The organism is Streptomyces sp. NPDC001858 (genome assembly GCF_053594615.1).
In genome coordinates this window covers 217910-231176 of the sequence record NZ_JBSFEV010000005.1, presented here as the reverse complement: position 1 = coordinate 231176, position 13267 = coordinate 217910, and the positions used below count along the sequence as shown (strand labels likewise).

Here is a 13267-nt window from a genome sequence, read left to right as displayed (position 1 = left end):
GGCTTCAGCCCCCCGCTGTCTCGGTCGCGCCGGCCGGTGCGGTCTCGGCGCTCGCGGCAGCCGTCTCGGCGACGAGGTCCCGGAAGGCCATCGCCACCGTCTCGGGGTACTCCATCATCGCCACGTGGCCCGCGTTCGGCAGCGTGAGCAGGCGGGAGTCGGGGAAGGCGCGGGCGGCCCGCTGGGCCATGCGGATGCCGACGAGCTGGTCGCGGCCGCCGTAGACGAGGAGCGTGGGGGCGAGGACCCGCTCGGCCTGCCGCCACAGCCCGTGCTGGCCGCCCAGCGTGTAGGCGCTGAGCAGCCCGCGCGTGGTGCGCGTCATCGCGTCCCAGAAGTACGGCAGCTGCAGCCGCCGCTCCAGTTCGTCCACCGCGTGCCGGAACGCCTCCGGGCTGACCCGTCCGGGATCGCCGTAGCAGAGCGCCATGACGCCCCGGACGCGCTGCTCGGCCGTCCACTCGCGGGTCAGCCTGCTGAAGAGGGGGGCCACCCCGGGCAGCCCGACCAGGCCCGTGGGCAGCGCGGTGCGCTGCACGCGCAGCTCCGGCAGCGCGGGCGAGACCAGGGTCAGGGTGCGCACGAGGTCGGGCCGGACCGCGGCGACGCGCGTGGACACCGCGCCGCCGAGCGAGTTGCCCACGAGGTGGACGGGCCCCCGCCGGGCGGCGTCGAGGTAGCGGATGACGGCACGCGCGTGTGCCGTGATCGAGTAGTTGCCGTCGTCCGGCGGCGGGGAGTCGCCGAAGCCCGGGAGATCGACGGCCTCGCTGGCCACGACCCCGTCGAGCAGCGCCATCAGCGCGGACCAGTTCTGCGAGGAACCGCCCAGGCCGTGCACGTACAGCGCGGGCTGGAGCCCCTCGCGCGCGGCAGGCCTGGAACGGACCGTCAGCGTGACGCCGGGCAGCCCGACCGACCGCAGTCGCTCGCCCTCCGCGACCCGCACGGCGGTCACCTTCGGCAGCACGCCGGCAAGCGGCACTGAGGGCAACTCGGTCGAAGACATGCGGCAATGTTACGAGACGATCACGCGCGACTTTGTGTGTTCGCCATCACACGCGCGGGTCGAACGCATATCGATCATGTCTCGACCACGCCTCGACGCCGATCTCCTCCCCGCTCCCCGTCGATGCCATACCGGCGCGAATCGGGGGCACAGCGCACACCGATCGCATAGCGTCCGAAACGGGTGTCTCCTAGGCTCGTACCGAGGGCACCCGCTTGTGGCCCCTGCAGCTCGCAGGGACTTTCGTAGGAAGGGAGCCCACCATGGCCGTTGACCCCACCGACCCGGAGACGTTCGAAGAGGACGACGACTTCGGAGAGATCGACGTCGAGGCGCCGGAGGACGACGCAGCCGAGCAGTACGCGCACGCCACACCGGATCGGGACGACTCCCTGGAGGGCGCGGACCCGGCCCGGGCCAACGAGGCCGACCTGGCCGAACAGGCCCGCGTCGTCTCGATCGACGAGGACGACTACCGCTGACGGACGCCCGGCCGGAGCGGGGCCGGAGTATGCCCGGAAGATCCCGTTTCAAAACTGTCTCTGCCGCTACTTCCGTCGTCCAGTCCGTGAAATTCTGCGCTCGCACCGCGCACACCACGGTTACTGAAAAGTACGATGGCGGCGCGGCGCTCACCGCAAGAGGACGACTTTGGGAGGCGGCGTGACAGCCATCGAGCAGACAGAGGCGGCGCGCCCGCGGGGCACACGCCTGCCGCGCCGTGCCCGACGGAACCAACTGCTGGGCGCTGCCCAGGAAGTCTTCGTCGCACAGGGCTATCACGCGGCCGCGATGGACGACATCGCCGAGCGGGCCGGCGTCAGCAAGCCGGTGCTCTACCAGCACTTCCCCGGCAAGCTCGACCTCTACCTCGCCCTGCTGGACCAGCACTGCGAGTCGCTCATCCAGTCCGTGCGCGGCGCGCTCGCGTCGACGAGCGACAACAAGCAGCGCGTCCGCGCCACGATGGACGCGTACTTCGCCTACGTCGAGGACGACGGCGGCGCCTTCCGCCTGGTCTTCGAGTCGGACCTGACGAACGAGCCGGCGGTGCGCGAGCGCGTCGACAAGGTGACCACCGAGTGCGCCGAGGCGATCTGCGAGGTCATCGCGGAGGACACGGGTCTCTCGCGCGCGGAGTCGATGCTGCTCGCCTCCGGTCTGGGCGGCCTCGCGCAGGTCGTGGCGCGGTCCTGGCTGCACAGCGACCGCAGCGTCCCGCGCGACCAGGCGGTTCAGCTGCTCGCCTCCCTGGCCTGGCGGGGCATCGCAGGTTTCCCGCTGCACGGAACCGATCAGCACTGACCCGCGGGGCGCCCGGCCGTTTGTTCCCGCTCGCTGTTCGCTCCTGGCGTGGACGGCCGGACCGTGTACGTCCCCTCACCGGGCTAATGTGTGCAGCGTACGGCGCGGAAGCCCGCGCACCCCATGACCGTCGGAGGGACATAGCCGTGGAGGTCAAGATCGGCGTGCTGCACGCACCCCGCGAGATCGTTCTGGAGAGCGGTCAGACTCCCGAGGAAGTCGAGCGCGTGGTGGCCGAGGCCCTGGCCGGAAAGTCGCAGCTGCTCAGCCTCGTGGACCAGCACGGCCGCAAGGTCCTGGTTCCGGCCGACCGCCTGGCCTACGTGGAGCTGGGCGAGGCCGCCCCGCGCAAGGTGGGCTTCGGCGCGCTCTAGGCGACGCAACGGAAGCGGGGGGCCGGGGGCGGGCCCAGGCCCGGGCCCCCCGCGCGGTTGGCCCCCCCCCCGCCCCGGGGGGGGGGCGGGGGGGGGGGGGGGGGGGGGCCCGCCGCCGCCGGGGGGGCGGGGGGGCCCCCCGCGCCCCCCCCCCGCCGGGGGCGCCCGCTGCCCCCCCCCCGCCGGGCCCCCGCTTCCGTTTTCCCCGACCCTCTTCGCCGTCGTTTCGCCGTCGTTTCGCCGTCGTCTTCGCCGTCGTCTTCGCCGTCGTTTTCGCTGTCAGCGTGTTCTGCACAGATGGAGCACAACTCGACCACAGAGGAGGATTGCATTCCGCAGGTCACGGGTAATGACGGGCTACGACCTCGATGCACAGCCCGCCGTCCGGGAGGGACCCACATGATCTTGGAAGCGCTCGGCTCCGCTGTGCTGGGTCTCGTGCTCGCGTGGGTGGCGCTGCGTCGCCTCTCCCACCGCATGCCCGTCCGCTCCCTCGTCTTCGCGACGGGCGTCGCCGGAGCCCTGTTCGGTGACTTCGTCACCCACAGCGCGCTGGGCCCCGGCACCGCCCTGCCGAGCCTCCTCGGCGCGGCGATCGTCTCCGCCGCCTCGCTCTCCCTGCTGCTGCGCCCGGCCGGAAGACTCCGTCGACGATCGGTCCCGGCGTAGCCACAGCGCTCCGCCCGCACCGCATCGCCCGCGCCGGGCCGTCCGCCCGGAGGTCCGTAGGCGCTACGCCGCGAGGCCCAGCGCGGCCATCCGCTTGGTGTGCGCCTCGGTGATCCGGGAGAACATCCGGCCCACCTCGGCGAGGTCGAAGCCGTCCGCGACGCCGCCCACGAGCATCGTCGACAGCGCGTCGCGGTCCGCGACCACCCGCTGGGACTGCGACAGGGCCTCGCCCATCAGCCGCCGCGCCCACAGCGCGAGCCGTCCGCCCACGCGCGGGTCCGCGTCGATCGCGGCGCGCACCCGGTCCACGGCGAAGCCGGCGTGACCGGTGTCGTCGAGCACGGCCAGCACCAGCGCGCGGGTGTCGTTGTCCAGGCGCACCGCGACCTCGCGGTAGAAGTCGCTGGCGATCGAGTCGCCGACGTACGCCTTGACGAGGCCCTCCAGCCAGTCCGACGGCGCCGTCTGCCGGTGGAAGCCGTCGAGCGCGGCGACGAACGGCTCCATCGCGCGCGTGGGCTCCTCACCGATCTCCGTGAGCCGGTCGCGCAGCCTCTCGAAGTGGTGGAACTCGGCCGACGCCATCTTGGCCAGCTCCGCCTTGTCCTCCAGCGTGGGCGCGAGCTTGGCGTCCTCCGCGAGCCGCTCGAACGCCGCCAGCTCGCCGTACGCCAGCGCACCCAGCAGATCCACGACCGCGGCCCGGTACTGCGGGTCGGCGGCGGCCTGCGCCCAGTCCTGCGCGGCGATACCGGTGGGGGTGGCGGTGTTCTCAGGCTTGTCAGAGGTCGTCATGAAGCGCACAATAGCCCGCTCGCCGCAAGGTGGAAGTCCCTGGTCAATCAGTGTGACAACGAAGACGTACGGGACCACGCCGGGCACTGTGACAACCACAACGTGACCGAATCGGCCATCGCATGTGCACGATTCCGGGGTATGGTGGTAATGCGCCTGCCGAATATTCGACGGGCCGCACGTATGAGGATGCCCGGTCGGTGGCCCGATCGGCTCCGACCCGACAGCCCTCCTCGTCCGGAAAACACTGTGCAGTCACGGTGCGTACGGAACCCCTGGAGGGACCCCCTCAGCGGTACGAGCGCTAGAGCGTCGGCAGAGGTCCCGTGCCATACGGCTTGCCCCAGCGGTTGGCTCGTAAGGCAGCCGACGTCCCCCCGGCACGGTCCGTCAACGACCCCCGCGCTCGCCTCGCACCGCGCACACAGAAGAGGCAGCACCCTGACTACGACGTTCCGAGAGCTCGGAATCCTTTCCGAGACCGCCGAGGCCCTTGAGGCCGTCGGCATCATCAGTCCCTTCCCCATCCAGGAGATGACGCTCCCCGTGGCCCTCACGGGCACGGACGTCATCGGCCAGGCCAAGACCGGCACCGGCAAGACGCTGGGCTTCGGCCTCCCGCTCCTCGAGCGCGTGACCGTCCCCGCCGACGTCGAGGCCGGCCGCGCCAAGCCCGAGGACCTCACCGACGCCCCGCAGGCGCTCATCGTCGTCCCCACGCGTGAGCTGTGCACGCAGGTCACCAACGACCTGCTGACCGCGGGCAAGGTGCGCAATGTGCGCGTCCTCGCCATCTACGGCGGCCGGGCCTACGAGCCCCAGGTCGAGGCCCTCAAGAAGGGCGTCGACGTCGTCGTCGGCACCCCGGGCCGACTGCTGGACCTCGCGGGCCAGAAGAAGCTCGACCTCAAGCACATCAGGTCGCTCGTCCTCGACGAGGCCGACGAGATGCTCGACCTGGGCTTCCTGCCCGACGTCGAGAAGATCATCAACCTGCTGCCGGCGAAGCGCCAGACCATGCTGTTCTCGGCGACCATGCCGGGCGCGGTCATCAGCCTCGCCCGCCGCTACATGTCGCAGCCGACGCACATCAACGCCACGTCGCCGGACGACGCGGGCCGGACCGTCGCGAACACCAAGCAGCACGTGTACCGCGCGCACAACATGGACAAGCCCGAGATGGTGGCGCGCATCCTCCAGGCGGAGGGCCGCGGCCTGGTCATGGTGTTCTGCCGTACCAAGCGCACGGCGGCCGATCTGGCCGACCAGCTCCAGCAGCGCGGCTTCGCCTCCGGCGCGGTCCACGGCGACCTCGGCCAGGGCGCCCGCGAGCAGGCGCTGCGCGCGTTCCGCAACGGCAAGGTCGACGTCCTCGTCTGCACCGACGTCGCCGCGCGCGGCATCGACGTCGAGGGCGTCACGCACGTCATCAACTACCAGTCCCCCGAGGACGAGAAGACGTACCTGCACCGCATCGGCCGTACCGGCCGCGCGGGCGCCAAGGGCATCGCGATCACCCTGGTCGACTGGGACGACATCCCCCGCTGGCAGCTCATCAACAAGGCGCTGGAGCTCGAGTTCAGCGACCCGCCGGAGACGTACTCCACCTCGCCGCACTTCTACGAGGAGCTCGGCATCCCCGCGGGCACCAAGGGTGTCCTGCCGCGCGCGGAGCGCACCCGCGCCGGGCTCGACGCGGAAGTGCTCGAGGACCTGGGCGAGCCGGGCGGCCGCGGCGCACGCGGTCGCAACGACCGGGGCGGCCGTGGTGACCGCGGCGACCGAGGCGGTCGCAACGACCGCGGCGGCCGGGGCGAGTCCCGTTCCAACGAGCGCTCCGGCGAGCGTTCCGACGAGCGTGAGCGCTCGGCCGGCACGCCCCGCCGACGTCGTCGGATGCGCAACGGCGCGCCCATCGACGCCACTTCGGCCCCGGCCGCGACCACGGCTGCGACCACGGCTGCGGCTGCGGAGCAGGTGACCGAGGAGGCCGCCGGCCCGCGCACCCCGCGCCGTCGCCGCCGTACGCGCGCCGGATCGGCGCAGGATGCCTTCGTCGCGGCGAGCACGACCACCCCGGTGGCCGTCGAGCCCGTCGTCGAGCCCGTCGTCGAGTCTGTCGTCGAGCCGGTGGTCCAGGCTGCGGAAGCGGCCGTCGCGACGGCGGAGGGCGTCGTCCTCGACGCGCCGGAGAAGCCGCGTCGGCGCCGCACCCGCAAGACCGCGGAGGCGGCCCCGGCCACCACCGTGACCGAGCCGGTTGCCGAGGCCGTCGTCGACACGCAGGAGACGGCGGAGGTCAAGCCGCGCCGTCGCACCCGCAAGGCGACGGCTCCGGCCGAAGCCGTGGCCGAGGTCAAGGCCGTCGAAGCCGTCGACGTGGTCGAGACGGTCGAGCCTGTGGTCAAGCCGCGTCGCACCCGCAAGACGGCAGCCGCCGCCGAGACCGCGGCCGACACGGCGGTCGACACCGCGGAAGCGACCGAGGCCAAGCCCCGCCGCACCCGCAAGACCGCCGCCAAGACCGAGACGACGGCCACCACGGCCGACATCCCGGCCCAGGCCACGCAGGAACCGCAAGCGGAAGCGGAGGCCGCCACGCCCCGCCGCCGCACCACCCGCAAGACCGCCGCCACCGCCCCGGCCCCGGCCGAAGCCGTGGTCGCGGTCGACACCGCGGAGGGCGTGGAGCCGACGGAGACCAAGCCGCGTCGCCGCACCACCCGTAAGACGGCCGCCCCGGCGGAGGCAGCCGTGGAAACGGCCGAGGCCACCGAGGTCAAGCCGCGCCGCACCCGTAAGACGGCGGCGACGGCGACTGCCGTCGTCGAGGCCCCGGAAGCCGTCGAGGCCGAGGTCAAGCCCCGTCGCACCCGCAAGGCAGCGGCTCCGGCCGAAGCCGCGGTCGCGGTCGACACGGCCGAGGGTACGGAGGCGAAGCCGCGCCGCACCCGCAAGACGGCCGCAACCGCCGCCACGGCAGTCACCGCCGTCAAGGCCACGGAAGCGGAGCCGGTCGCGGAGGCCGCGGTGACCAAGCCGCGTCGCACCCGCAAGACGGCAGCCGCCGCCGAGACCGCGGCCGACACGGCGGTCGACACCGCGGAAGCGACCGAGGCCAAGCCCCGCCGCACCCGCAAGACCGCCGCCAAGACCGCCGCCAAGACCGAGACGACGGCCACCACCGCCGACATCCCGGCCCAGGCCACGCAGGAACCGCAAGCGGGAGCCAAGGCGGCCACGCCCCGGCGCCGCACCACCCGCAAGACCGCGGCCGTCGTGGAGCCGTCGGACAGCTGAGGTCACGCCCGAGGGCCCGGTCCACCGTGCAGGTGGGCCGGGCCCTCGGCGTTTGCCGGACGTGTCCGCGACCCCCGCCCCGGTTGACGGCGAGGAGAGGAACGCCGGGTAATCTCCCCCCGTGTCCATGCCCACGAGGTCCACTCCCTTCCCGCCGCCCCCCGGCGCCCGTTCGTACGCCCTGCGCACCGAGCGCGGTGAGTTCGCCGTCGTCGACTCGCCGGTGGCCGCAGGCGTCGAGCCGCGGGGGGTCGCGTTGCTGCTGCCGGGCTTCACCGGCAGCAAGGAGGACTTCCACCGGCTGCACGAGCCGCTCGCGGCCCGCGGCTACCGGACCGTCGCCGTGGACGGGCGCGGGCAGAACGAGTCCGACGGACCGGCCGACGACGAATCCCCGTACGCGCAGGCGGAGTTGGCGCGGGACGTGCTCGCGCAGGCCGCCGCCCTCGGCACGCCCGTGCATCTCACCGGGCACTCGATGGGCGGCCAGGTCGCCCGCGCGGCCGTCCTCCTGGACCACTCGCCCTTCGTGTCGTTCACGATGATCTCCTCGGGCCCGGCCGAGATCTCGGACTCCCAGAAACTGCGCGTGAAGCTGCTGCACGACGCGCTCGCGGTGATGACGATGCCGGAGGTGTGGGCGGCGATGCAGGCGATGGGGCCGCCGGAGGAGGTCGGCGGTCCGGCCCGCGGCTTCGGCAAGCCGGAACAGCTGGAGCTGCGCTGGCTGAACCACAAGCCCGCCCAACTCCTCGTGGCCGGACGGCAGTTGTGCGTCGAGCCGAACCGGGTCGCGGAGCTGGCCGCCGTCCCGCTGCCGCTGCACGTCCTGTCGGGGGCGCGGGACGACACCTGGCCGGTGCCCCTCCTCGACGACATGGCCGTCGCGCTGGGTGCGCACCGGACGGTCGTGCCGGGCGCCGAGCACTCGCCGAACCTGGACAAGCCGCTGCAGACGGCCCAGGGCCTGGCCGACTTCTGGGACCGTCACCCGGGCCAGCCGCTACCGCCGACCGCCGGACACGCGCCCTGAAGGGACGCGGGGCGCTGACATTTGCGGCTCCGCCGCGCGGGCGCGACCGGCCACGCCGGCGCCGCAGCGAAACGACGGCACATCGCGGCACCCCCAGCGGGAGCGCTCAGTACTGCGTCTGCACGTGCTCCCAGAAGCCGTCGCGCAGCGCGCGTCTCAGGTCCGCCTGGCCGCGCAGGGAGTACTGCAGGATGCCCTCGGCCTCCACCAGCAGGTCCTGGTCGACGGAGCCGGGGAGGTAGGGGTGGCCCGGCAGCAGGTCGGCCAGGGCCTCCCGGCCCCGCGCCGCCAGCCACTTCGCGGCGATCTGCGCACCGACGAAGCGGACGGCCTCACGGCTGGGACGGCTCGCGCCGGTCGTCTCGTAGGCGGCGGCGGTGCGCCGGGAGACGTACGGCTTGAAGAAGTCGAGGTCGAGGGTGCGCTGGCTGTCGACCTCCCAGAGCAGCGGCTCGGCCTGGTTGCGGCCTTCCGGCGCCTCGATGCCCCAGAGGTGGACGCGGGCGCCGTACCCCTGCGCGGCCTCGACCGCCGAGACCAGGTCCTCGTCGCCGCCCAGCAGGGCCGCGTCGCTGATGGCGCGGTGGCGGGCCAGGGACTCCAGGTCCGTCCGGATGAGCGAATCGACGCCCTTCTGCTGGTTGTTGGCGTTCAGATTGCCCAACCGCACCTTCACGTCCGGCAGTTCGGCGATGGACTGCTGCTCGGAGGTGTGGATGCGGCGCCGGGCGCCGTCGTACCAGTAGACGCGCAGCAGCCGGCTGTCGGCGAAGATCGAGCGGGCGCGGTCGATGAGCGCCTCGATCAGGCCCTCGGCGTCGAGGTCGAAGGCCCGGCGGTCCTCGGTGCCTGCCACCAGGCGCCCCGCGGCCGCGTAGAGATAGCCCGCGTCGACGAAGATCGCGTGGGTGGAGGGCGTCTTGGCCACCTCGGCGAGCATGCGCGTGAGCAGCTCGTTCGTGCGGTCGATGCGGGCGGCGAGGTCCGGCAGGTCGTCGTTCATCGCCTCCATTGTCCCGGTGGTCACGCTGCGAACACAACCGGTCCCGTTCAGTCTCCACAAACAGGCTTACTCGTTAGTAATTAGCCGTTCGAAAAATTTCTTTAGCGTAGGGAATGTTTGTAACACGCACCCCGTTGACTCCCTACGTAACCAAGTAGTTCTCCTCAGGAGGATGACCAGACGAAGGGAGAAGCCATGCGCTTCGAAATCATGCGACTCGACGACGTCGACGGGACCCCCGTGGACTGCACCGTCGTGGACGCCGCCTCCGTCAACCGGATCGTTCAGCAGGCCGCCGCCATCGGGCAGCGGCTGTGGATCCGTCCGGCCGACCCCACGGCCTCGTAACACGGGACAGGGTTCCCATACAGGTTTCAGATCCCCTTACGGCCATGCCGTAGGGGGATCTGCGTATGACGGGCATCCGGTCAGCTCGCGCGGATCACCTGGGTGACCCCGTTGATGATCTGCTGCACGGCGATCGCGGAGAGCATCATGCCCGCGAGCCGGGTCACCAGGACCACACCGCCGTCCTTGATGACGCGGATGATCAGCAGCGAGTACCGCATCACCAGCCACAGCACGACATGGATGGCGAGGATCGCCGCCCAGACCGACACCTGCGTCGCCACGCTGTCGGCCTTCTGCACGGCGAGGATGACGGACACGATCGCGCCGGGTCCGGCCAGCAGCGGCATGCCCAGCGGAACGAGCGCGACGTTGACGTCCTTGGTCTGTTTCGGCTCGTCGGTCTTGCCGGTGAGCAGATCGAGCGCGATCAGCAGGAGCAGCAGTCCGCCCGCGATCATCAGCGCGGGCACGGAGACGTGCAGATAGTCGAGGATCTGGTGCCCCAGGAGCCCGAAGACGGCGATCACACCGCCCGCCACGCAGACCGCCTGGAAGGCCATCCGCTTCTGCACCTTGCCGGGACGCCCGGAGGTCAGCGCGAGGAAGATCGGGGTGATCCCGGGGGGATCCATGATGACAAAAAGGGTCAGGAAGAGAGAGCCGAAGACGGCGACGTCGAACATCTGTGCACAGACCTTGCAAGGAAGAGGAAGAACGGAAGGGCAGGGCGGAGGGGTGAGCCTCAGGCTCCGCCGGTCCCCGGCACCGGGAACGCGCCGGTGGCACGCCGGGTGATCTCCCCGTACACCTCGGGGTCGGTGGTGTACTCGCCGAGCACGCACGTCTTGCGGCTGCCGTGGTAGTCCGACGAGCCGGTGACCAGCAGTCCCAGCTCGGCGGCCAGCCCGCGCAGCCGGGCCCGCGTGTCCGCGTCGTGGTCCATGTGGTCGACCTCGATGCCGTCGAGGCCGGCCGCGGCCAGCTCGGCGATCGCCGGCTCCGGCACCGTACGGCCGCGCTTGCTGGCGCCCGGGTGGGCGAAGACGGTGACCCCGCCCGCGCCCTTGACCAGCCGGATCGCCTCGAAGGGGTCGGTCTCGTGCTTCGCGACGTAGGCCCGGCCGCCGTCGGCGAGCCAGTCCTGGGTGAAGGCGTCGCTCACGGTCGGCACGACGCCCAGCTCGACCAGGGCGGTGGCCACGTGCGGCCGCCCGACGGACCCGTCCCCCGCGATCCGCGCGACCTGCTCCCAGGTGACGGGCACGCCCAGCTCGTTGAGCCGGGCGACCATCCCGCGCGCCCGCGGCACCCGGTCGTCCCGCACCAGCTCGCGCTCGGCGAGCAGCGCGGGCTCCTCGGGGTCGAACAGGTAGGCCAGCATGTGCATGCTGATGCCGTCGATACGACACGACAGCTCCGCGCCGGTGACGAGAGCGAGCCCCCGCGGCAGCGCGGCGATGGCCTCGGCATGTCCGCGGGTGGTGTCGTGGTCGGTCAGTGCGACGACGTCCAGCCCGGCGGCGGCCGCGTTGCGGACCAGCTCGGCCGGGGTGTCCGTACCGTCGGACGCGGTGGAGTGGCAGTGCAGATCGATACGCACGAGCGGACTCCAGACGGCGACGGGACGGAAGCGGACGCTCCAGCATAACGGCTTGTCACACCGGCCCTGTCACAGTCGAAAGCCGGTAGCGCCCCCTACACCCTGGGGCTCACCGCCGGGCCCGGCCCGCGATCCGCTACGGCTTGAGCAGGCGCGGCGACAGCGCCCCGCAGGGCACCAGATCCAGCTCCGCGCCCGCATCCCGCAGATCCGTCAGCACCAGCTCGTCGTACATCAGCAGCCCCGACTGCTCGGGCCACACCACCGCCCACAGCCACAGCCCGCGCGCCTCGCCCGCGAAGACCGCACGGTCGTCCGGGGTGGCGGAGACATGCCAGAGCGGGGTGGGACGGCCCGCGGCCAGGACCTTCGCCTGCGGAGGTTTCTCGACGCTCATGTACGGACCCGGATCCGGCCCGTCGACGCCGGCGTACCGCGCGCCGAGCCCGACGCCCAGCTCTTCGGCGACGAGGATCAGCTCGCCCATGCCGCCGAGCGGCCCCGGTCCGGAGCAGGCCACGGCGGTGGCGCGACCGCCGCTGCGGTCGTCCCCCGCGTAGGTCACACCCGTGAACAGCCAGCCGACCGGCAGCGGCCACGGCATCCACAACGGCACCTGCGTGCGGTGCACGACGACGCTGAGGGCCTCGACGCTGGGCGGGATCACGGGCTGCAGCGGATGCACCGTCCCGTGCACGTCACACTGCCAGGAATCGGCGAAGAGTCCGGGAGCCCTGACCCGGCCACCACACTTCGGGCAACTGGGTTCGCCCCTCATAGAGCCCCACGGTCCTACCCGAGCCCGCCCACGTCAAGGACGATCACCCGTCCGGGCGGAAACCGATCGACCGAAACGGCCTCGCCGACCCGATCCCGCCCGCGTTCGCGATGCCGGTCACCGGCTTCGTCTCCCGCCGCATCGGCGACCGCGGGACGCTGCCGCTCGACCTCGCCCTCGTCGTCGTCCTCGCCAACTGAACGTCTTCGGCCACATGTTGGTGACCTTCCTCACGAACGCCACCCGAGGCGTCAGTCGAGCGGGACGGACCTGCGGGACGGATCCCGCAGGTCCGTCCCGTTCGTCAGCCAGCGCTCCTGGAGGGCCTGGGCGCCGTGCACGCGCTTCCAGGCGGCCTCGTTCGCGGTCATCGGGAGCAGCGGCAGGAAGCGGACCGGGTCGAGCGGCTCGTCGAGGTCGAGATCCTCGACCAGACCGCCGGGCTCGGCGACCAGGACCGAGGTGAACGGTGCGCCGGGCCACAGCGGCTCGCCGACGTCGAGCGAGGCGCCGGGGGCCACCACCACTCCCTCGACCTGCGGGGACGCGGCGAGCACGGCGAGCGGACGGAGCACCTTGTCGGTGTCGGCGACGCCCGGCCGGACCGACAGGACCAGCTCGGCGCGCGGCCCCTCGACCGGATCCGCGAGCACCGCGGCGGGGTCGCTCATCGGCTGCGCGGACATCCCGAGCGTGGCGTAGCGGACGATGTCGCCCTCGTGGAACCGCAGCACCTCGACGCGGTCCGTACCGAGGAACGTGACGGCGGCGCGGGCGTCCGGCTCACCCAGCGCGGAGCGCAAACGAGCCTCGACCAGAGGAAGAACATCAGCCATGCGGGGAGCATAGAACTCGTCGGCACAGGGCAAAGCAGCGCCTTGACACTTCACTCGGCTGGTAGTCTGGCCCGGTGGTTCGGGGCAGCACGCAGAAGCGTCGCTATCTTGCCTCGACGCAGACGAGACTCCCTTACGAGGGACCGGCTGGAGGAGGTGGGGCTGTCATGGATCGAAGTCACCCGTGCAGTACCACTCGCTCTTCCGGCCG

The 13267-nt window shown here is 72.1% G+C and carries 14 protein-coding genes; 7 read left to right on the top strand and 7 right to left on the bottom strand.

Annotated elements, in window-relative coordinates; genetic code table 11:
* Positions 1-4: 4 nt before the first annotated feature.
* Positions 5-1009 (bottom strand): alpha/beta fold hydrolase, encoded by a 1005-nt coding sequence (locus tag ACWCPF_RS09710; RefSeq protein ID WP_451044439.1) that lies wholly within the window; start codon positions 1007-1009, stop codon positions 5-7.
* 263 nt (positions 1010-1272) lie between these two features.
* Between ACWCPF_RS09710 and ACWCPF_RS09705 the strand changes: the two genes are divergently transcribed.
* The 4 genes from ACWCPF_RS09705 (at position 1273) to ACWCPF_RS09690 (ending at position 3357) form a co-directional block, all read left to right on the top strand.
* The gene (locus tag ACWCPF_RS09705) at positions 1273-1491 is read left to right on the top strand and encodes a hypothetical protein (RefSeq protein ID WP_451044438.1); all 219 of its coding nucleotides are present in this window, start codon (positions 1273-1275) and stop codon (positions 1489-1491) included.
* Between the two features lie 181 nt (positions 1492-1672).
* Positions 1673-2314, top strand: coding sequence for a TetR/AcrR family transcriptional regulator (locus ACWCPF_RS09700; RefSeq protein WP_451044437.1), 642 nt, complete (start codon positions 1673-1675; stop codon positions 2312-2314).
* Between the two features lie 146 nt (positions 2315-2460).
* Positions 2461-2688: a DUF3107 domain-containing protein gene (locus tag ACWCPF_RS09695; protein ID WP_189920010.1), complete on the top strand. Its 228-nt coding sequence runs from the start codon at positions 2461-2463 to the stop codon at positions 2686-2688.
* Between the two features lie 399 nt (positions 2689-3087).
* Entirely contained in the window at positions 3088-3357 is a 270-nt protein-coding gene (locus ACWCPF_RS09690; RefSeq protein ID WP_451044436.1) for a hypothetical protein, read from the top strand.
* A gap of 63 nt (positions 3358-3420) precedes the next feature.
* On the opposite strand, the gene ACWCPF_RS09685 is transcribed toward ACWCPF_RS09690, so the two are convergent.
* A complete protein-coding gene (locus ACWCPF_RS09685) occupies positions 3421-4164 on the bottom strand; it encodes a ferritin-like fold-containing protein (protein ID WP_451044435.1) in 744 nt (247 codons plus the stop codon).
* Between the two features lie 525 nt (positions 4165-4689).
* On the opposite strand from ACWCPF_RS09685, the gene ACWCPF_RS09680 reads away from it, so the two are divergent.
* Complete coding sequence (locus ACWCPF_RS09680; RefSeq protein ID WP_451044434.1) at positions 4690-7455, top strand: DEAD/DEAH box helicase; 2766 nt, start codon at positions 4690-4692, stop codon at positions 7453-7455.
* Positions 7456-7582: 127 nt separating this feature from the next.
* Positions 7583-8488 carry an alpha/beta fold hydrolase gene (locus ACWCPF_RS09675; protein ID WP_451044581.1) on the top strand — a complete coding sequence of 302 codons (906 nt, stop codon included), beginning with the start codon at positions 7583-7585 and terminating at the stop codon, positions 8486-8488.
* Positions 8489-8594: 106 nt separating this feature from the next.
* Here ACWCPF_RS09675 and ACWCPF_RS09670 read toward each other — a convergent pair whose 3' ends face one another.
* Positions 8595-9491 carry an NYN domain-containing protein gene (locus ACWCPF_RS09670; RefSeq protein WP_451044580.1) on the bottom strand — a complete coding sequence of 299 codons (897 nt, stop codon included), beginning with the start codon at positions 9489-9491 and terminating at the stop codon, positions 8595-8597.
* Between the two features lie 195 nt (positions 9492-9686).
* Between ACWCPF_RS09670 and ACWCPF_RS09665 the strand changes: the two genes are divergently transcribed.
* Positions 9687-9839 carry a hypothetical protein gene (locus ACWCPF_RS09665; RefSeq protein WP_451044433.1) on the top strand — a complete coding sequence of 51 codons (153 nt, stop codon included), beginning with the start codon at positions 9687-9689 and terminating at the stop codon, positions 9837-9839.
* A gap of 80 nt (positions 9840-9919) precedes the next feature.
* On the opposite strand, the gene ACWCPF_RS09660 is transcribed toward ACWCPF_RS09665, so the two are convergent.
* The 4 genes from ACWCPF_RS09660 to ACWCPF_RS09645 all read right to left on the bottom strand — a co-directional run bounded on the left by ACWCPF_RS09660 (position 9920) and on the right by ACWCPF_RS09645 (position 13056).
* On the bottom strand, positions 9920-10525 hold the full coding sequence (locus tag ACWCPF_RS09660; RefSeq protein ID WP_363166931.1) for a MarC family protein: 606 nt from the start codon (positions 10523-10525) through the stop codon (positions 9920-9922).
* A gap of 59 nt (positions 10526-10584) precedes the next feature.
* Positions 10585-11442 (bottom strand): PHP domain-containing protein, encoded by an 858-nt coding sequence (locus ACWCPF_RS09655; protein ID WP_451044432.1) that lies wholly within the window; start codon positions 11440-11442, stop codon positions 10585-10587.
* A gap of 136 nt (positions 11443-11578) precedes the next feature.
* Complete coding sequence (locus ACWCPF_RS09650; RefSeq protein ID WP_451044431.1) at positions 11579-12220, bottom strand: DUF6758 family protein; 642 nt, start codon at positions 12218-12220, stop codon at positions 11579-11581.
* A gap of 251 nt (positions 12221-12471) precedes the next feature.
* Positions 12472-13056, bottom strand: a complete 585-nt coding sequence (locus ACWCPF_RS09645) for a suppressor of fused domain protein (protein WP_451044430.1) — start codon at positions 13054-13056, stop codon at positions 12472-12474.
* Between the last annotated feature and the right edge of the window lie 211 nt (positions 13057-13267).